The 22650-nt window shown below is 71.9% G+C and carries 3 protein-coding genes and 1 pseudogene; 3 read left to right on the forward strand and 1 reads right to left on the reverse strand.

Going from position 1 to position 22650, the window contains the following annotated elements; genetic code table 11:
- Window positions 1-31: 31 nt before the first annotated feature.
- Complete coding sequence (locus tag AB0O11_RS35820) at window positions 32-8611, forward strand: hypothetical protein (protein ID WP_363395636.1); 8580 nt, start codon at window positions 32-34, stop codon at window positions 8609-8611.
- A gap of 39 nt (window positions 8612-8650) precedes the next feature.
- On the opposite strand, the pseudogene AB0O11_RS35825 reads toward AB0O11_RS35820, so the two are convergent.
- A pseudogene (locus tag AB0O11_RS35825) lies at window positions 8651-8809 on the reverse strand (ISL3 family transposase); the annotation flags it as partial.
- 236 nt (window positions 8810-9045) lie between these two features.
- Here AB0O11_RS35825 and AB0O11_RS35830 point away from each other — a divergent pair.
- Entirely contained in the window at window positions 9046-16179 is a 7134-nt protein-coding gene (locus AB0O11_RS35830) for a hypothetical protein (RefSeq protein WP_363395639.1), read from the forward strand.
- 196 nt (window positions 16180-16375) lie between these two features.
- Entirely contained in the window at window positions 16376-22555 is a 6180-nt protein-coding gene (locus AB0O11_RS35835; RefSeq protein WP_363395642.1) for a protein-glutamine glutaminase family protein, read from the forward strand.
- Window positions 22556-22650: the final 95 nt, after the last annotated feature.

A 22650-nucleotide genomic window follows, 5' to 3' on the forward strand; every position in this document is an offset into this window, starting at 1 on the left:
ACGGGCGGACACCGTGACGGGGCACCACGCGGTGACGGACACACCTGCATCGGGGCCCGGCCACGCGGCCGACACCACGGCCGCGGCCGGGCACGCCGATCCCGCTCCGGTGCTGCCGGCCGGCCACACCCGTCGTGGCGGGACGATGTACGCGCGTACGGACTGGCGCAGTCACGAACCGAACTGGCCCGCGGCGGTCGCGAAGGCACAGGCCGACCCGCGCGTCCAACACGTCCAGGCCATCGACGCCGAAAGGCTGCACGTCTGGTGGCACGCCCTACCCGAGACCTACCGCCGGGACCTGCACACCCTCGTCGACCCCCTCGTCGACCCCCACGAGAACACCCCCACCCCCCTCGCACACACCCACGAACCCCCCACCACCACTTACCTGCGCGCCGCCTACGCCGCACACTCGACCATCCACCACGACCCCGCCACCCACCACCACCTGGGCGGTGCGGCCCGGCTCGACAACACACCCCGCCTGGACGACACAAGCCGGGAAGCGGCACGCCACGCCGCCTCCCTCCAGGCCACCGCCGCCGACCGACTCCGCCCCGGCCTACCCGCCGGCACACCGGCCGACCGACCCTCGCGACGCTTCGCCCTCACACGCAACCGCAACGCCGGCGAGGGCTCCTCCCGCCCCGCCACCACGACAGCCGCAGCCGCAGCCGAGGGCGCGTCAGGCACTGGGCCCGCGTCCGCGCGCACCATCGACGATGGCTCCTCGTCCCGCCCCGTCCCTGGGCCGAACGTGCTGAAGGGAAAACGCCGAGCGGAACGCTCACCTGCCAGCTCCACCTCCCAGCCCCGGATCGAACCCAAACGCTCCCGCACCACCGCACCCCAGACCGCCACCACCACCGCGGGAACGGCCTTCACCGGACCCCCGACCGAGACGGCGCCCCACGACGACAACCACACAAGCAGTCCAGGCGGCACGGATGGTGCGGGGGTGCCGGTCGTGGACAAGTGGGTCGAAATTGCCCTGACGGCCCTGGCCCAGGAGTTGAAGCACGAGGGCGTCCGGTCGCTGCGGACCGCAACGCTCGGCGCGCTCGGCCGCTACGTCCTGCCGGCGGGCACCAGCGTGACGGACCTGCGACGCGCCGCCGCCACCGCACGGGAGATGGACATCCGAACAGGGCTGACCACGGAACGGCTCGCGCTCGCCCACGGGCTGAACATCCTCCTCGACACCCACCCCACCGCCACATGGCGCGAACACGCACCCTCCTACGCGCGATTCCTGGCAGAACATCTGCTGCCCGCCGACGCGGAACACCTCGAAGCCCTTCACCGGCTGACCGGACTCACCCTCGACCACTCGCGCACGGACAGCGACCCGACCCGCAGGACAACGCCGGCCACGGATGTGGGTGCGGGCGTGGGTGCGGGGGTGCGGGGTCGGGTCGACACCCTGCTGACAGCGCTCGGCATCGGCGGGGAGCACCCCGGCACGGCACACCGCTGGGGCCTGATCACCGACACCGTGACCATGCACCGCGAAGGCCGAGCGGTAACCCTCGAAACCCTGGTCGCCAGGAACCGGGAACTGCTACCCGACCCGACCGAGGACCACCCCATGCACGGGGACGGCCCAGCGGACGGGGACGGCCCGACAGCCGGGGGCACGACCGGGGTCCCGCGCGCCGCCTTCCCCGACGACGAGGCCCGGGCCCATGCCCTCACCGTCGCCGTCCAGGTACTCCGGGAACAGGGTCGGCCACTGCCCGACGGCGTCCCCCCGGAAACGGACCCCACCGCCACCGGCCTCGCCCAGCGCTACCTCGACACCCTCACCACCATTCAGGCCCTGCCCGCCCGCTTCCGCCCCACCGACATCCACACCGCCGCCCGAGACGCCATCACCACACACACCACCACATCACCCGACCGCGCCGGCGCTGCCGACCACGCCGGCCGGCCGGCCGCCACGATCGCACCGGAACCCGGTGCACCCGAGCCGACCGACACTCTCGCCGCGGGACCCGTCGTGCCCGGGCCCGCAGGTGCAGGTCGGGTGGCCGGCGCGCAGGCGCGTGCGGTGACCCGGTTCTACCGCCAGATCCCCGACCGCCCCTTCACCTTCCGAGCCGCGGGTGCCACGATCGTCTGTCACGGCCTGTCGATCCCCATCCCGTTGTCCGAGCGGGGGCGTTTCGGCGGGCAGGACCTGACCGGTGTCCTGCAGTACGTGGACGAGAGGTGGCGGGTGCGGTTCACCTCCCCCCTGGGCGGCGACCCCCTCGACCACTACCTCCCCACCGCCACCAGCGGCACCTGCTGGCCCAACGCCCAAACCGTCCTCGGCCTCGTCATGCCGGCCCCGGCCAGACCCAGGGGCGCGGGAACGGACTTCCAGTGGACCGTGAAGCTGGAGGGTCTGCGCTACCAGCAGGTCGCGGTCTTCTCCCACCCGGACCACCGGAGCGTGCGCAAGCCCTTCGACGAACCGTCCTGGGCCCACCAGGCACGCCTCTACCGGGAGAAAGCCACCGAGGCCGGGCAGGCACAGACCCAGTACCTGCTCGGCATCCCCCGCAATCACTCCTTCACCGTCACCGCCGACGCCAGGACGGTCACCGTCGACCGCAAGACCTTCAAACTGCCGAACCACCGGCAGGCCGATCTCGCATACCAGGAACTCACCGGCGAGATCGTGCCCGGCCCCAAGCGCACGTGGAAGGTGAAGTTCACCCCCAAGGGTGAGAAGCCCTTCCTGTGCGCTCTGAAGGACACCACCGAGATCCCGATCCCGAAAACCGCCATCCCCGGCACATCGTTCACTGCTCACGGAATCCAGTTCGATGCCCCGCCGGCCCCGGCGAAGGCGGCCAACCCGAAGACCTTCACATGGAACGTGGACGTGGAGGAACCCGAAGGGAAGCCGCGCATCGTGGTCCTCACCGGACCCGACGGAACCCACCGCACCGAACTCCCCCTCGACGAACCACCATGGCTCGCCGACGCCCGCGCAGAAGACCACGCCCGCACCACCGCACCACCCAACCCCCACCCCGACGCTCCCCCCCTCCCCGACCACGAAAAGACGACCCACGAAACCCGCCCCGAACCGAACCCGGCGGCCCTGGATACCGGCCGACCGGGATCCGGGGAGAGGCACAGCGAGCCGGCGAGCACGGAGCCTGACCAGGCAGAACATCACGCGCCGGACAGCCGGACCACCACCCGCACCCACACGGCGGCGGCCGACGAACCAACCGGCGTGCCGATGGACCTGGACGACGACAGTGCCGGGCCCCCACCGGCCTCGCCGACCGGGGCCCAGCACCCGACAGGCCCGAACCCCCACACCGAGGCGGCGGCCATGGACACGGCCATGTCCCCGGACGGGGAGGCCGAGACCGTAAAAGAGCCGCCGCCTGGCGGCAGGACCGGAGAAGCCTTCGGCGCCGAGGAGATCACCCGCGCCGCCGACCACGCCCGCCACCTCGCCCACACCCCTACCCGCGACCCCGGCAGCAGCCCCGACACCTCCACCACCGCGACGACGGACACCTCCCCCAGGCCCGAGGCCATCCTGCCGGGCCCGTCGGGTACGAAGCCGCCCGCGCCCACGGGCGTACCGGAACCGGCCGCCACGATCGCACCGGAACCGACCGCAGCCCTCGCCGCGGGACCCGTCGTGCCCGGGCCCGCAGGTGCAGGTCCGGTGGCCGGCGCGCAGGCGCGTGCGGTGACGCGGTTCTACCGCCGGGTACCGGATCACCCCTTCACCGTCCGCGCCGGGGACACCGCGATCGGCTGTTACGGCCTGGCGATCCCCATCCCGTCGTCCAAGCGGAGGCGTTTCGGCGGGCAGGACCTGACCGGTGTCCTGCAGCACGTGGACAAGAGGTGGTGGGTGCGGTTCACCTCCCCCCTGGGCGGCGACCCCCTCGACTACTACCTTCCTGCCGCCACCAGCGGCACCTGCAAACCCGGCGACACAACCGTCCTCGGCCTCATCATGAGGCCACCGTCCGAACCCGAGAGCGCGGGGCCGAACTTCAAATGGACCGTGAAGCTGGAGGGTCTGCTCTACCAGAAGGTCGCGGTCTTCTCCCACCCGGACCACCGGAGCGTGCGCAAGCCCTACGACGAACCGTCATGGGCCCACCAGGCACGCCTCTACCGGGAGAAAGCCACCGAGGCCGGGCAGACGCAGACCGAGTACAGGCTGCGCATCCCCCTCAACCATTCCTTCACCGTCACCGCCGACGCCACCACCGTCACCGTCAACCGCAAGACCTTCAATCTGCCGAACGACAGGCTGAACGATTTCGCGCACCAGGAACTGACCGGCAAGGTCGTATGCACCGACGACACCCTGAAAGTGCGCTTCACCCGCGAGGGCAAGGATCCCTTCGAACGTGATCTGAAAGACATCAAGATCCCGAAAACCGCCACTCCCGGCAAGAAGCTCAACGTACACAGGGTCCAGTTCAACACTCCGCCAGTCCCCGCAGAAGCGGCCAACCCGGCCGCCTTCATCTGGAACGTGGACGTGGAGGAGCCCGAAGGGAAGCCGCGCGTCGTGGTCCTCACCGGACCCGACGGAACCCACCGCACCGAACTCCCCCTCGACGAACCACCATGGCTCGCCGACGCCCGCGCAGAAGACCACGCCCGCACCACCGCACCACCCAACCCCCACCCCGACGCTCCCCCCCTCCCCGACCACGAAAAGACGACCCACGAAACCCGCCCCGAACCGAACCCGGCGGCCCTGGATACCGGCCGACCGGGATCCGGGGAGAGGCACAGCGAGCCGGCGAACACGGAGCCTGACCAGGCAGAACATCACGCGCCGGACAGCCGGACCACCACCCGCACCCACACGGCGGCGGCCGACGAACCAACCGGCGTGCCGATGGACCTGGACGACGACAGTGCCGGGCCCCCACCGGCCTCGCCGACCGGGGCCCAGCACCCGACAGGCCCGAACCCCCACACCGAGGCGGCGGCCATGGACGAGGAAGTCATGAAGGGACCGTCGTCCGGCCGGGGGCCGGAGGACGGCTTCGAGAGTGAGGAGATCGCTCGAGCGGCCGACCTGCTGGAACGGACGGGGTGGCGGCCGACACCCGGTGCGATGCTCGACAGGGATCCGGATGTGCTGGCCGTGGCCGGTGCCCACCGCCATGCCCTCAACACGCTGCTCGAAGCCGCGGATGCATTCCCCCCAGGGACCGACTTCCCTACGGTCGCCCGGGCCGCGGCCGCCGACCACGCCCGCACCCTCGCCCACACCCGCCGCACCGGCAGCGGCCCCGACACCACCACCACGAGAGACACCGCGTCCGGACCCGAAATCCTCACGGAGGACCCGACGGGTACCGTGCCGCCCGCTCACACCGGCGCGCCGGGACCGGCCGACACGATCACACCGAATCCCGTCGTACCCGGGCCCTGGGATGCGGGACTGGTAGGCCCGGCGGCCGGTGGGGAGGTAGGCGCGGTGACGCGGTTCCACCGCCGGATACCCGACCACCCCTTCACCGTCCGAGCCGCGGGTGCCACGATCTCCTGCCACGGCCTGTCGATCCCCATCCCACTGTCCGAGCGGAGGCGTTTCCGCGGACAGGACCTGATCGGTGTCCTGCAGTACGTGGACAGGAAGTGGCGGGTCCGGTTCACCTCCCCCCTGGGCGGCGACCCCCTCGACCACTACCTTCCTGACGCCACCAGCGGCACCTGCAAACCCGGCGACACAACCGTCCTCGGCCTCCACATGCGGGCGCCGGCCAGACCCGAGGGCGCGGGGCCGAACTTCAAATGGACCGTGAAGCTGAAGGGTCCGCTCTACCAGAAGATGGCGATCTTCTCCCACCCGGAGCACCGCAGTGTGATCAAGCCCTACGACGAACCGTCCTGGGCCCACCAGGCACGCCTTCACCGGGAGAGAGCCACCGAGGCCGGGCAGACGCAGACCGAGTACAGGCTGCGCATCCCCCTCAACCACTCCTTCACCGTCACCGCCGACGCCAGGACGGTCACCGTCGACCGCAAGACCTTCAAACTGCCGAAGAGCAGGCCGAACGATTTCGCGCACCAGGAACTCACCGGCAAGGTCATACCCTGCGACGACGACACCCTGAAAGTGCGCTTCACCCGCGAGGGCAAGGGATCAATCCCCCCCTTCGAACGTGATCTGAACGACGCCATCGAGATCCCGAAAACCGCCACCGCCGGCAAACCGTTCACCGCTCACGGAATCCAGTTCAATGCCCCGCCGGCCCCGGCGGAGGCGGCCAACCCGAAGACCTTCACATGGAACGTGGACGTGGAGGAACCCGAAGGGAAGCCGCGCATCGTGGTCCTCACCGGACCCGACGGAGCCCACCGCACCGAATACCCTCTCGACGAACCACCATGGCTCGCCGACGCCCGCGCAGAAGACCACGCCCGCACCACCGCACCACCCAACCCGTACCCCGACGCTCCCCCCCTCCCGGACCAGGAACCGGAACCGGCAGCACCACACCCCACGGCCCAGGGCCGGATGGCCCGCAGGACCCTTTCGGGCGCGATCCCAACCACCGACCGACCCGCGCACGCCCTCCAACCCGCGGTGACACGCAACCCACAACCACAGGCGGAAGGCGAGCACCCCCGCCGCACCGGGAACACCGCCGGCCACGACACCAGCACCGCGGACAGTGCGGGCACCCGTGCGGGTGTGAGGGTCGGCGTGCGGCTGACCACGGGAGACGGCTGGCGCGCCCTGGACGCGCTGAAGCAGTGGAACGACTCGCGAGCCAGCCGGGGAAGGACCCAGACTCCGATCCCGCGCGATCCGATGGACACGATCGTCGAACAACTCGCCAACCGCGTCCTGCTGTCACCGGAGCGTGCCCGCAAGGCCCGGATGGGTTCCCTCACCGTCCCGAACCGCGACCTGGACCGCTACCAAGCTGCCTGGACCATCCCGGACCACACCGGCACCACCGCCTGGCAGCACATCCAGGCCACAGTCCCCGGCCTGCCCGACCTCACCACCACGACCCCCGCGCCACGCACCACCCCCGCCCCCACCCCACCGGCACCCCCCGAGCACGGCGAGACACCCGCCCCCACCACAGACCCGACACCACCCACACCCACACCCAGTCCCATGGCGCCTCGGAGAATCCTGAGGCCACGGACGGTGACCGATCCGTCAGGACAACGAGTCCCGGCCCAACCCCGGGCAGACGACAAGCCCCCCCGCCGCTCGGTCTTCACCACCACCCCCACCACACCCCCCACCGCCGACACCACACCCGCACCCCGCAGCAGCGGCCACCACGACAACGGCACGGTAGACCTCACCACCGCTGACGTGCCCACCAGCCGGGACCACGACGAAAGCGAAAGCAGCGACCACGACCCGGCCACCCCAACCGCCACCCGCCCCATGGCCGTCGACACCGACGGCGTGGTCCCCAGTGTCGAGGAACTCATCGCCGCCGCCACCCGCACCACGGACAGCGGCAACCCTGCCGGGCCGCCGCCCCCGACCCACACCACCGACACAGACGGAACCGGAGCCGGAACCGCCGCAACGGCAGAGGACACCATCGACTGGGACTCCTGGCTCCACAACGACGACCACGGCCGCGCCACCACCGACACCCACACCCCCGGCGTCGAGGAACCCGCGACCACCACCCCCACCCACACCGACCCCATGGACACCGTGGAAGACGTGGAAGGTGTGGCCACACCTACCGACGCCACCGGCGACGGCGACGGCGACGGGACAGGGGAATCACTCCTCGACGAGTGGACCACCTGGCCGTTCGACCTGCTCGACGACGACACCGAACCGACCACCCCCACCGGCCCCACCGGCCCCACCACCCCCACCGGCCCCACCCCCATGGAACTCGAAACCGAGGACCACCACCGAACCACCAACACCGAGACCGACCACACCGGCGGGGCCGTCACGTTCGACTTCTCCGGCCTCACCATCGACACCCCCTCCCACGACCCCGGATCCCCCAGCATCTGGTTCACCGCAACCGACCCACTCGACACCAACACCCCACCCGAACCCGCCGCCGAACCGGTGACCGACACGGCCACCACCCCCGAACCCACCGAACCCACCGGACCCACCAGTGCCTTCACCACCGGACTGACCCTCGACCCCCACGGCCACCCCGTCCTCACCACCACCGACCCCATCGGCTCCCCCCTCTACACCCCCGAACCCGAAATGGAGACCGACGAACACCCCCCACCCACCGACACCAACACCAACACCACCGGGGCCGTCACGTTCGACTTCTCCAACCTCACCCTCGACACCCCCTCCGACGACCCCGGATCCCCCAGCACCTGGTTCACCGCAACCGACCCACTCGACACCAACACCCCACCCGAACCCGCCGCCGAACCGGTGACCGACACGGCCACCACCCCCGAACCCACCGGGCCCACCGGACCCACCAGTGCCTTCACCACCGGACTGACCCTCGACCCCCACGGCCACCCCGTCCTCACCATCACCGACCCCATCAGCTCCCCCCTCTACACCCCCGAACCCACACACCACCACAACGGATACCTCCTCCCACCCACACACCTCCCCCACGACCACCAGGACACCTGAGCCTCCCGTCGGGAACTATCAGGATTCCGGCTCCGCCCCGTCCGCGACCCTCCGCCCGTGGAAACCGTGCACCCGCGCTGTCGGCGTCCCGCACACGGGGCACGGCACCGGATCATCCCGGGTCCGAGCCGCCACCCGGATCAGATCGCCCTCGTCCGCCACATCCTCGATGACCAGCGCCGACAACCCCGAAAACACCACACCCACAAGCTCGTTGACATCTCGCGCACCACGCCGACAACGCCCGTCACCCTTCGTTACCGCCGATGACGGGAAAGAGCCGGAATCCTGGCAGTCCCCTCGGCACCGGCCACGGGTGAACCGCGTGCTCCCGACCGCTCGTTGCTGCCAGGAGATATGTCCCGGAGGGAACACGATCCGAGCTCCGCGTGGCTGCGGCCCCGTCCTGTTCGGCGAGCAGGAAGGATGTCACGATGTCAGTCTCCGTCTCGGCCGCGGACGTGATGGGCCGGCTCTTCAGGTTCGGCGGCTCGGGCAAGGACGACCCGGTCTGGTGGGACTCGCTGATGGGGGCCATGGCGGGACAGTCGTACCCGAAGGCGGCGCCGGAGCAGTTGCTCGCGAGTGCTGCGGCGTTGCGGCGGACGGCGGCCGGAGTGGACACCTGGGCGACGGGCCTGGTTCGGAGCGCCGTAGGGATGCCGGAGGGACCACGTACGACGGCGGGCCCGGCACTCGCACGGGTCGGTGAGACCTCCAAGGGCTGCGCGGACACCCTGCGGGAGGGTGCGGGAGTCCTGGAGGAGCAGGCGGCGCAGGTCGACTACGCGCAGCGGTCGATGCAGCTCACGGCGGCGATGACGTTGTGGATGGTGGCGCAGCTGATGTGGTCGGTGGCGGTCTCCGGCGGGCTGTCGGCGCTGCTGGCCGAGGCCGTGGTGAGTGGGGCCCGGCGTTCCATCGGTGACATCTGCTGGGAGCTGCTGGTCTCGCTGCGGTCCGCGGTGGCTTTCGGGGTGGGGCAGGACGCGCTGGTCCAGGCGACCGAACAGGACAGGTACCGGCACGGATTCGACTTCCTGTCGCTGGCGATGTCGGCGGTCGGCGGCGCGGCCGGCGCACTGGCCGATCCGGTCGGCCGGGGGCTGGGCGAGATGGTGCAGGTGCCGGCCCTGCTGCGCAGGATGACCGGCGGCGCCCTGGGCGGCGTCCTCGGCGGCGAGCTGGGCACGGTGGTCACGACGGCGTGGCAGGGCGGTCCGTGGGATCCGGAGGCGTTCGTGGGCGGGGCGGTGGCCGGCACGTTCACGGGCGGGATCAGCGGCGTCCTGCACCACGTGACGCAGCACGCGGCGCCGGTCGCGCTTCCGGAGTGGGAGGGCTCCGCTCCGCAGCGGCGGACGTCTCCGCCTCCCGCCCCGTCTGACGGGGCGCCGGCGGGTGAACCCCCCACCCGGTCACGGGTGGCCCCGGCTCCCGAGGCCCGCGCCGACGGCGTACCGGACGCCGCCCCGTCCACCGTCGCACCGTCGATGCCGTCCCGCGACCCGGTGGCGGAGGTACGGCGGACGAAGGACGCCGATGTCCACGCCTGGTTCGACGAACTTCCGGACGGCCACCAGCGCGCCTACACCGGGTTGGTGGGCCAGGCCGCCCGTCTGCCCATCATCGACCCCGACCGGAGCCGCACCTTCCAGTACCGGGTGATGCTCGCCGGCCACCATGCGCTGGAGGACTGGCACCAGCGGCACGCCGATCACGCCTCCGCGCGCCCCTCTCCCAGCTCCGCGGGAAAGGCCAGAGCCACTCCGCTCCACCTCACCCCGGACGAACGACAGGCGTGGCTGGCCGGCGCCCGGTCGTACGCGAGATCCGAGAACCGCCAGGCCGTCGGCGGGTTCGGCGGCGCCGAGGAACACCACGACGCCCTCCGCTCCGCGCATCCCGGCGGCGCCGGCCCGGCCACCACGCATTCCCACGACTCCTGGCCCGGCCGCCACGAGCTGCCGTACCGGGAGGCGACCTGGACCCACACGATGCGGCTGTCCGACCACTTCAGGAGCCTTCCCGAGGATCACCCCGCCCGCCTCGCGATGAGCGGACACCAGGACCTCGAACACACCGCCTTCCACGGCGTGCTGTTCGGTCTGGCCAACGGCAGCTGGGACTTCGACGTCTTCGCGAACGCCGTCGACGGTCCGCACTGCCGCAGGATCCTCGAAGCCTGGACCAGCCCCGTCGACGGGGGGCCGAGCTTCTGGGACACCCTGCGCACCGACCCCGCGCTCCGCTGGCTGCCCGAGATCGTCCCCCAGGAGGCCGGCGCCGAGGGCCCCGGCCCCAGGACGTCCGCGTTCCGGGCGACCGTCGCCACGTCCGCCCTGACGCCACGGATGCCTCGGACGCCACGGACGCAAAGCAGCCACGGCGAGCTCACTCCGTCACCACCGCCCCGCCCGGACCACCAGGCACGCCACGCGGTCGACGGCACCGAGGGTGCCTGGCCCGGCGTTCACCGCACGCAGCCCACCAGGTGGGAGCACCGCAAGATCGTCGAGAAAGCCTTCGACAAGCTCCCGGCCGACCATCCGGGGCGGCAGTCGCTCGGCGACCACCTTGAGGGCGACGCCTGGGAGGCCATCCTCGCCGGCCTCAGCACAGGCCGGTGGCGGTCCGCGACAGTCCCGAAGTCCGACTGCCTCGCGATCCTTCGGAGTTGGACCACTCCCGGCGCGAACGGCACCAGTTTCTGGGACGTCCTGCGCAACAAGTCCGCGCTCCGCTGGCTGCCCGAGCTGCGCCACCCGGAGGCCGCCGCGGTGGCCGGCACCAGCGGTGAGAGACCTCCGGCCGTCACACCCGCGGTGCGCAAACGGGACGGGGCCGGCTCCCACCTCGGCACGCCGCCCGCTCGGCTGCCCGAGGACACCTCGCACCGCTCCGGCCCGTCCAGATCCGACCGCGGTCCGGAGGCCCTCAAGCGTCGGCGCACGCTCGACTTCAGCGCGGTCGGCGGTGCGGACACCGCCCGCCCGGAACACGTCACCGAGGGGGATGTGACCACCTCCCTCAACGGCCTCGCCGCCGCGCTCAAGTCCTCGGGAAACCTGTGGGTCCGCCTGGGTCTGCCGGACGAGGTCGCCCGCCATCTCTTCGGCAAGGAGCAGACCGCGCTGCCCCGGCTGCGGAGCGCCGCCCGGACGGCGCTCCACCACGCCCGGCACACCCCGCTGACCGTCGAGCGGATCCGCACCGCCGACGCGCTCAACGGCCTCACCGAGCGGGACGGCCCCCATCTGTGGCAGGAGCGCGGATGGGACTACGCGGCCGCTCTGGCCGAGCTCGACCTGGGGGTCACCGCCGACCGTCTCACCTCCCTCCACGCGCTCCTGACCCTCCCGGATCTCACACTGCCCCCCACCGCCACCCCGCTCGACGTCCTCCGCGAGCTCGCCGAGGGGATCCGTGGTGAGCAGCCCACCCCGCTCGCCCTGCGGCAGACCGCCGCCGACCTGCTCGAACGCGCCGGCGGTCTGCTGGCCGAGGGCCGCCGGCCGACCCTCGACCTCCTCCTGGACGACCCCGCCCCTACGACGGCGCCCGTGCCCGTGCCCGCGCCCGCGACGGCCACCGTCGCTCCGGAGCCTGCCGGCCCGGACACCTCCGACACCCTGCCGAGCCCGGCCCTCGACCTGGCCACGCGGCTCATGACCCAGTACGAGCTCCCCCGCCCGGCCGACGAGGCCGCCGCCAGGGCGACCCCGATCGCCCGTGAGATCGCCGCGATCTACGACGCCTCGCTGGCGGCCCTCGGCAGTCCGGAAGTCGCCGCGGCCGCCGCCGACTTCACCGCCTCCGCGCTCGCCACCGGCCGCGGGCTGAAGGCCCTGCCGACCTACCACCGGCGCCTTCCCGACCGCCCGTTCAGGACGTACGCGGCCGCCGACCACGTTCCGTGCGACGGCCTGGCCATTCCCGTACCGGCCGGTCTCCGGGCGAAGTTCCGGAACCAGCAGGTGACGATCGCGCTCCAGCCGCCCGCCGAAGGCCCGCGGACGGTCCGGGTCACCGGGCCCGACGACGTCTCCTTCCACTGGGAGCTGCCGTCCGAGGTCTCCGGCACCTGCCGTCCCGGGGCCGAGGAGGTCCTCGGTCTGCGGATGTCGGCCCCGGAGGCACCACCGGAGGTCGGCGCAGACCCCGACTGGGTCTGGGAGGTGATGCTGAGCGGGGAGACGCCGACCACGGTGCTGTTCTGCCGTCCCGGCGGCGAGATCGAGTACGAGCTGCCGTACGACGAGCCGCAGTGGGCCCACACGGCCCGGCTGACCCAGCGGACGGCCGACGAGGCGTACGCCCCCAGGGTCTTCTTCGTGCAACGCATCCCCGTCGACCACGCGATCCACGTCCTCGCCGGCTCGGACCGCGTCGAGATCGACGGGGTGGCGTTCGACCTGCCGGAGACCGACCGGCCGGTGTTCGCCCACAAGTACCTCACCGCCGTCCTGCTACCGGCCGTCGCGGGGGAGGAGGGCCGCGCGGTCCGGTTCACCGAGACCGGAAGCCGACGGACCTTCGAGCGCCTCCTCCCCGCGACCACCACCGGTGCCTTCTCCCCCGACGGCTCGCTGCACGTCGTGCCCGGGCGGTTCCACCTCCTCGGAGTGGAGTTCCTCGCCCCGCCCGGCCCGGCCGGATCCGCCCCGGACTTCGTCTGGCGCGCCGAGGTCACGGCCGGTGACCACGGCCGTCTGGTCCTGCTGCGGACCGCCGACGGGGAGGTCCGGCACACCCTCCCCCTGGACGAGCCGGAGTGGGCTCACGCGGGATGGCAGGCCGCACACGACCGGGCAACGGCCCTGTCCGGTCCTCCGGCGCGTTCCCCGGAGGACGAGCCGCCTTCGGACGGCACACCGGTGATCGCCGACGGCCCTGCCGGTCCGGCCGGGTTCGTCAGACTGACCGACGCCGAGGTGGAGGTCGCGCTCCGCGCGCTCAAGAGCTGGAACAAGGGTGTTCCGCAACCGGAGCGTGTGCCGGTGCCGGACAGGCTGGGGCCGGCGATCGAACAGATCGCGAACCAGATCCTCCGTCCCGAGGACTACAGCGAGGCCCTGGCCAGCCCTGACGATGCCGTCCGCCAGAAGTCCCTCAAGGAATACCAGCGGAAGTGGAACGTCAGGAACGATAGCGGGGTCACCGCCTGGGAAGCGGTGCGGGACGCCGTCCACGGGCACCGGGAGGCCTCGAAGGGCGCCGGGGAGGGGCAGCCGCAGCAGCTGCCGGACCTGCCGGAGGCCCGGGGGCGGGCCCGGCCCTCCGGCGGGGCCGATCACGGTCCGGCTGCGATCCGGCTCACGGCGGACGAGGCGAAGGCCGCCGTGGAAGCGCTCCGTCAGTGGAACGGGAGCGTTCGCAGGGATGTGCGGGCGCACCTCCCCAGTACGCCCGAAGCGGTCGAGCAGGCCGCCAACTACGTGTTGCGCCTGCAACGCAGGGACGGGCTGGCGGTCAGGACCGACGGACCCCTCGCCGAGAAGACGCTGAAGGGCTACTGGAAGTCCTGGTCCCGCGAGAACAGCCGCGGGCAGACCGGCTGGCAGGCGGTGCAGGAGGCGGTCAGGACGCACCGGCAGACCTCGGGCGCCGCCGGGCAGGCCTCGCCGGACCTGCCCGATCTGCCGGAGTACCGGCCCCCGGCGGGGGCCGGTCACCATGCCGGCGGCCACCCCGGGCTGACGCAGGGGGAGCAGGACGCCGCCCTCGCCGCACTCCAGGAGTGGAACAAGGGCGTCCCGGGGCACATGCGCTCGCAGTACCCGACGTATCTGGGCGAGACCATCCGGGAGACCGCCGACTACATCGTCACGTTGGGCGCGCGCGAATCCGGCTACACGTCGTCCACCAAGACGCAGCGCACCTACCGACAGGCCTGGTCCGTGCGGAACAACGACGGGTTGACCGCCTGGCAGGCCATGCGGGACGCCATCGAGCAGCACCAACGGGCCTCGCGGCCGGCGGGCCAGGAGATCCCCCCACGCCTGCCCGATCTGCCGAGCCCGGAGGAGCAGGCGAGGGCGGCCCGGAATTTGTCGCAGCTGAAGCCGACCGCCCCCGCGCAGTCCGCCCCGAGGCTGCCCGAGCCGCCGCCCGCCACAGCCGGCGCCGTGAAGTCCGCGCCGCGTCGCGGGCTCCGCCTTAAGACACAACCGGAGGAACAGCGCCAACGTCACCAGCCGAACCCGCAGCCGGATCCCGAGCCCCGCCCCAAGGCACGATCGGGGAACAAGCGCCAGGGCAAGCAGCCGAACCCGCCCACGAACGAGCCCCGCACTGAGACACAACCGGGGAACAAGCGCCAGCGCAAGCAGCCGAACCCGCCCACGAACGATCCCGACGTCCGCCGCGCACTGGACACCATCCTGCTGACCACCGCAGAGGAGGATGTGGCCCGCGCCGCCCTGGAGGACTGGAACGCCCATACGTGGCCGGGTGGGCGGTCGCCGATACCGGAGGACATCGAAGCCGTGATCGGGTGGCTGGCCGCGCGGGCACTGCATGGTCCCTCCGCCCCCAAGGCCCTCGAAAGTCTCCTCCCTCCCGTTCACGAGACGACGCTGGCCCGGTACCGGGCTGCGTGGACGACCCGTTTCGACCGCCGCGGGCACACCGCTTGGTACGCAATGCGGCTTGCGGTCAGGAGACACCGAATGGGTCTGTACCTCCCCGCCGCCCAGCGGGACCTGCCGATGCTCCGTTCGGCAGAAACCTCCGCACCCAACCCGTCGGCGCCGGCCCCTGTTCGACGCCCTGCGGCACGCGTCTCCCCTGCACCGGCCAAACCGAGTCCTCAGGCAGCTCCCGCCGCTCCGCCGTCCAGCCCCGCCCCCAGCCCGCAGCCGACGCCCGCGACAGCTCCGGCGGTCACCCGTGCACCGGTACGCCCCTTGGTCACGTGGAGGACGACGGCTTCAGGAGAACGTATCCGGGTCGTGAAACAGCCCTCCTCTCTTCCGGACCCGTCGGCGCCGCCCGTCGCGCGGGCGGCCATCACGCCCGGGAGCCCCGGTCGTGGTCCGCACGAGACCCTCACCCCGCCCAGCGGCACCGCGCCCGACACCACTGCCGCCCCCGTCAGCGAACTCCACGACGGGGACACGGTCATGGCCGAGGCCGACCACACCGCGCCCTCAGCGGACGAGCCCGCCTCGCCCCTCGGTTCGTCGACAGTCCCCGACTCCTCGTCCATCGGTTCGCCGACAGTCCCCGACTCCTCGTCCATCGGTTCGCCGACACTCCCCGACTCCTCGCCGACCGGTTCGGACCTCGGCCTCGAACTCGACCTCCTCGATCTCGCCGTCTCTCTCCCGACCTCACCCGAACCGGGCATGACCCCGCCGACGTTGGATCCCCGTGAGGTCATGGAGATCGACCCCACACCGCTTCCCCCGGTCAGCCTGGACGGCGACACAGAAACATCCGTACGCGCCGCGTTCCCCGGCACTCTCTCCACAACGAGCTCGCTCACCCGTGACTCCGTCAGCCGAGCCCTGCGCGCTCTTGAGTCGGCCGTCCTCCCACTCGTCGAACTGCCGGAAACACACTGAATTCGACGATGGCGCGGTCCGCGCCGTCGCGGACCGGCCATCCGCCCTCGGCCGTTCGCTCGCCGGGCAGCGGGGCGGGTCGAACCACCGGGAGTCGGTGAGCCGTTGACCGGCAAGAGGTCGTCTCGACCGAGGCCGGGGCGCGCTGCCCTGCGGTGCGAGTCCTCGGCTTCCGTGCCCGATATGAGGAATGGTCATGTCCGTCTCGCCCGGCTCCTGGCTGTCCGGCCTTTTCCGGTTCGGTTCTTCGGGGAAGGCCCTGCCGTCGTGGTGGGCGGCGTTGATGGGGGGCATGTCGGGGTCGTCGTATCCGTTGGTGGATGCGGAGGCGCTGGTGGCGGGGGCTGGGGCGCTGCGGCGTGCGGCCGGTCGTCTGGACGAGCGGGCGGTGGCGTTCCAGCGGTTCGCGTTCGGGTTGTCGGCCGTCATGCCGGGGGCGGGCTCGATGATGGCCTCGACGCTGGTGAGCGTGGGGCAGCCGAGCCGGGACGGTGCGGACGGTCTGCGGGAGTGCGCGGACGGTCTGCGGGAGCAGGCCGCGCAGGTCGACTACGCGCAGAAGTCGGCGGAGGTCACCGCTCTGGTGACGCTGTGGATGGTGGCGCAGCTGGTGTGGGTGGTGGCGACGACGGGTGGGGTGTCGGCGGCGTTGATCCCGGAGGTGCTGGCGGGCGGGCGGCGGTCGGTGGAGGAGATCGTCGCGGAGTTGCTGTCGGCGATGCGGTCGGGGGCGGTGTTCGGGTCGGTGCAGGATCTGGCGATCCAGCTGTCGCAGCAGCGCGAGTACCGGGACGGGCTGGATGTGACGTCGTTGCTGATCGCCGGGGTCGGTGGCATGGCCGGTGGTCTGGGGGACGTGGCGGGGCGGGGTCTGGTGTCGGGGGTGGCGGGGCCGGAGCTGTTGCGCAGGCTGGCGGGTGGGGCGCTGGGCGGGGTGATCGGCGCGGATGCGGGTGTGGTGGTCTCCACCGCCTGGCAGGGTGGGCCGTGGGACGCGTCGGTGTTCGCCGAGGCGACCGGGTCGGGTGCGGGTACCGGGATGCTGGGCGGGGCGCTGCACCATGCCGTCGAGCGCAGACGCACCGCCCTCCAGCAGGCGCTCCATGACACGGCCGTGACCGAGCGGCCCGCGCAGTCGCCGACCGGCGAACCGGGTGTCGCCGAACGCACGGCGCCGAAGCGGCCGGCCGCGATCACGAGCGGCGGGACCGGCGAAACGCCCGCTTCCGACCCGGCCACCGGGCCCGCCCCGTCCTACGCGCGCAGCGACTGGCGCAGCAGGGAACGGAACTGGGTCCAGGCCGTGGCCAAGGCCCAGGACCACCCGCTGGTGCGGGAGGTCCAGGCACTGGCGCCCGAACGGTTGCGGGCCTGGCAGGACGCCCTGCCCGCAGCTCACAGGCAGCAGCTGGACCTCCTGGTGAAGCCCCTCATGGCACCGGCCGACAGCCCCGCACCGGCCGCACTGTTCCCCGAACCCGCCGAACTCGTCGAGCTGCGCGCCACGTTCGCCGGTGAACTCGCCCTCCACCGACTCACCGACCCCGGCACCACGGCCGACCACGTCCTCGACGGAGAACGCCGCCGCCCGACCGACCGCGCCGTCATCGCCGACGGTCACGCCCGGCACGCCTTTCTCGGCGCGGCCGACCGCCAGACCGTCGCCGCCGACCGCCGCGCGGGGCGCCTCCCCGGCGGCGCTCCGAGCCACGGCTCCGAGCCCGTTCGAGCCCCCGTGCCATCGGGCATGGACTGGGAATCCTCCGGTCCCTTCTCGCTCCCTGCCACAGCCTCGTCAGGCGAGTCGTCAGTCGCCCTGCCGCACCCGCCCGCCGTACCGGCCCTGCCGATGCCGGTGATCGATCGTCTGGCTCATCAACTGCACCGGGAACTGACCGGCGAGGGGGTGAACGCACCCGCCCTGCTGTCGCTGCTGCACCAGGCCACCACGGACTCCCGCCCCCTTCAGCCGGTCGCCGAACACTACGAACAGTCACATCACCAGAGCCTCGCCGAGGAGCTCTTCCAGGCCCGTGCCAAGGGCAGACTGACCGACGAGGCCTATGCCCTGGCCCTGGACACCATGGCGCCGGCCCCCGCTACGGACCTGAGCCGCCTCGACCTCGCAGCCTTCGTGGCAGATCTCGATTCCGCCATCACGTCCGGGGACGAACGGCGGCTGAACAGGCTCCTGCGCTCGCTGCGGCGCACCATCCCCCTTGTTTTCGACGTGGAGGACGCCTATGCCGCCCGCTCGGCCGGCGGCCTGTCGCTGCGGGACAACCTGCGCCGCGTCTTCCCCGAGCACGGGGAGTACTTCGGCTTCCTGCTCGGCCACGACAACAACCTCGAAACGAAGGTCATCGGTCCCGCCGAGGCCCTGCACTGGCACGCGACGGCAGAGCGCACCACCTTCGTCGACGACGCGGGAGCGGAGTTGCCCGTCCCCTTCGACTACCCCGACGACGGCTGCCACACGCGTGCCCACGTCGTGGCGAAGATGCTCAGCCGGTCCGGCATCTACTCCCGCAAGGTTTTCGCAGTATGGGACGATCCGGCGCGCCGACTGATGGTCGAGTCCGAGAACGCCGCCGGCGCGATGCCCGGCGTCCCGGGCACAGTGCGTTGGCAGTACCACGTGGCGCCGCTGGTACTCGTCGACGAGGGTGCGGGACAACACGTCGAGACCGTCATCGACCCTTCACTCAGCAACAAGCCCCAACCGCTGAGCAAGTGGCTGGCCACCATAGGCGTCCACTCCTACGCCCGGATCGAGGGCTTCGAAACCGACCCACAGGAATTCCTGAGAGACCTCCGCGACCGAAAGAGGCAGCCCGTTTCGAGCGGTGAACTCGGCGCCTGGGGCTACCCCAAGGACACACCCGTGGTGTTCACCACCGGTCGCGTCAACCTGAATCACGTCTTCAATTCGAAACCGCTGCTCACGCGGGAAGAACCTTCTTCCCTGAGATTCCCGGAGATGACATGGGGTCCGGACAAGGGAACGCTGAGCACATACAGCTCCGAGTCGCGGTACCGCGGCGAACTGCGAACGGTGCGCGCCATGCTCCAGCGGCCCCAGACCACGGCCCTTGAGCTCACGCGGCACCTGAAGACGAGCCCGTTCACGACGCGTCTCCGCCAGGACCCGCTCGTCGCCCGTCCGTTGCGCGACCTGCTCGGGGAGAGCGCGTGCGACGACCTGATAGCGCCTCGCATCCTCCCCGCTCCCCTTCCCGACCTGCCCCGCGGACCAGTCCCCCCGCTCCACCCGCCCACCGGCACGGCACACCCTGCGCCGCTCACCTTCCCGGCCGGCGCCGCCGCCGTGGCCCCGCCCCTCGCCGCCCTCTGGAAGCCCGTCCTGGACGACCTGCCCGTTCACGACAACCTGCGCACCGTCGTCGTGCCCTACCTCAGCGGCGACGGCATCCCCCACAGCTCCGCCGGCCCGCTGACCCTGGACGACTTCAAGGACCTCGCCAAGGCCGCCGGCTGGCGACCCGGATCGGACCTGCGCGTCGTCTTCGCCGCGCTCCACCCCGATGCCGTCGACGGGTACGACCACCAGGCCTACACCGCGTACCTGCGGCGGGTCGCCCAGTCACTCGACCACGACCACCCGACTGACGGCGGTCGTGGCGTGGACATCTACACCGTCGGCACGCTCGCCCCCGACCTCTCCCTCGCCCCCGCCGTTCACCCCAACGCACCGAAGGGGCAAGAGGACTTCACTGCCATGGGCACCCACCGCTACTGGGGGCACTGGGTCCGAATCGCCACCCGCCCCGACCACCCCCCACGCTTCACCAGCGGTGGTGGCCAACTCCACCCCGTCACCCCCCACCACCCCAACACCGCCCGCCAAGAAGCGGTCGACTCCCACACCCATCCCTTCGCTCACGCCCCCGGCCACCCGGAGCCCGCCGATGGCATCGTCATCAGCACGCTCCCCGTCGCGAAAGCCGACCCGCCCACGCTCGTCCCTCAACCCGGCCTGTTCACCGTCATCCCCCACAGCGTGGCGGCGTCCGGACACCCCACTACCACCGACCACGCCGGAAAGCCGTTCGTCATCACCCCGGGCCTCCTCGCCCGAGCCCTGCGCAACCGCGGTTACAGCGGACAGGACCTGCTCTGGCAGGTCGCCTACCCGCCCGAGCACCGGGCCGCCGCCGTGCGCTACCTGCTGGACCTCTCCACCGAACTCGGCAACCCCGACATCTACCTCCCCGCCCCTGGTTCCACCGGATTCACCGTCGACGACGGGCACGTGAAGAACCGCGCCCACGATGCGGTGGCGAATTACGAACGCCTCACCATGACTCCCGACGTCCCGGCCCGCTTCACCACCGTCGACGGCACGCTCAGACGTCACCACCCCACCACCACGCCCCCGATCGATCCCCTGGAGACCGGCACTCCCCACGCCCCGGAGCCACGCCATGGTGCACCGGCCGATCCGGTCGACTCTGCGCCCCCGTCCCCACCACTCAGCCCGGCCCACCAGGCCCTTGTCGAAGAGGCACGCAACCTTACGGCGGGCGAGATCGAGACCTGGTGGGAAGGCCAGAAACCGGGTTACAAAGACTTCCTCCAAGACGAGCTCCGGGAACGGACCGCAGGCAGGGTGACGTTGCCGGAGGACCCGAAGGACCTCCGACGCTGCACCTACCTGCTTGAGCTGGCGCTCGAAGCCGACCTCGAAGACGACTTCGCAACCCTGTACCCGCACCTGTTCAGCGACGCCGGCCGACCCGGCGGCACGAGCAGCCACCCCGTCGGGGCCGCTGACGCCACCACGAATCACGACTCCCGACCCGGTCGGACCACCCCGCCCGTCCGGCCGGACGAACCCCGCACACCGCTCCAAGAGATCAGCCCACCTCCGGCACGGTCCGGCACGCACCCGGTCGACGCCGATCCCAGCAGCACCGCACACGGCCTCCCCGCCGGTCCCACCGAACCGGCTCAGCCCGCCGCCGTGACCAGCCCGCCCCGACTGCCCACCGACGCGTGGCCCGCAGGGCTGCGCGAAAAGGCCCGGGACTTCCTGCGACGCACGACGGCCTCGGTCCTCACCGAGGACCAACTGACCCTCGCGGAACGGACCCTGGACCTCGTCACCGCCAACGACCGTTCCGCCACCGCCCACACGTTCGCCTCCCAGGCTGCCATCCGCGTCTACCGGCAGAAGACCGCCGACATCCTGCGAAAGATCGCACCGAGCCTCGACCTCCGCACCTACGACCCCACCAAGCCGCTGCCGCTGCCGGGTTCCGAGGCCCGCCTGCTGAGCATCCACTCCGTCACGACCCCCAACGGCCGCCTGCTACCCAAGCCCGTCGTGGAGGCCGTCACCCGCACCGTCGTCGCCTACCAGCGCGGCCCGCTCCGCAACGAACCCGCCATCAGTGCCACCACGCCCCCCGCGCGCAAGGACCTCGACACCCCACCCGGTTCCGCGCGCCCGGCCGTCACGCGCCGACCGGTGGTGAAAGCCGGCACACGCCTCGACGACACCACCCCTGGCGCCCGCGGAGCCGGCACCACGAAGACGGTCCACAAGACCCCCACCGCCACGCCGCCCACCACCGGAGTCGCACCAAGGGCGATCGCCCTGCCCACCGTCGCGCTGCCCCCCGCGGAAGGACCGCACCCGCCCGGTGCCACGAACCGCACCCGCGCGCCCGGGTCCGGCCGTACCGGTCCGGTCCCAACCCTCGCCCGCCCCGAACGTCCCCGCACCGCCCCGGCCGGAGTCCCGCCGACTCCCCCGAACACCACCGCACCCGGCTCGGCCACCCGGGGCACGCGCCTCACCACCCGGCCGAACACCACCCGCGCCAAACAGCCTCCCGTCGAGCGGCAACCCGGTTCGCGGCAGACACCCGAGCCCCACGAACGGGTTCAGCGCGCCGGCCTGCCCTCCAAGGGGTCCACGGCCGCGCGGTCCAGCGTCCACCTCACCGAGGCCGCCGCCACCCTCCACCCCCGCCTCGACCCCCGCGACCCGCTCACCCGCCTGCGCCGCCACGTCTTCGGCACCACGCCCGCCACCGACACCGAGCTGCTCGGCCTCGCCCACACCCTGATCGAAGTCAACTACCCCATCACCCCGGACACCCTCCGAGCCCTCCGGTCGCTCACCCCCCTCCTCACCCCCGGTACCACAACCCCCTCCCCCGAGGCCCTCACCACCGTGGTCCTCGGCATCCCCGACCCCCGCCCCGAAGACGTCTGTGACCTCCTCGACATCGCCAAGGCCCTCCTCGACTTCAACGGCCTCTTCGGGGTCCACCGCCCGCTCACCGTCGACACCCTCAAACGTGCGGCCGAGGGGCACGCCCCCGACCAGAGCATCCGGGCGACGTAGCCGACCCCGCCGTCACCCGAGGGAACCGGCCCGGTATCCGGAGCCGCAACAGACGCTCCCCGCCCACGAGTCGGCAGGAGGCTGCCGCGCCCCAC

It is taken from the genome of Kitasatospora sp. NPDC093102, assembly GCF_040683915.1.
In the GTDB taxonomy this organism is placed as follows: domain Bacteria; phylum Actinomycetota; class Actinomycetes; order Streptomycetales; family Streptomycetaceae; genus Kitasatospora.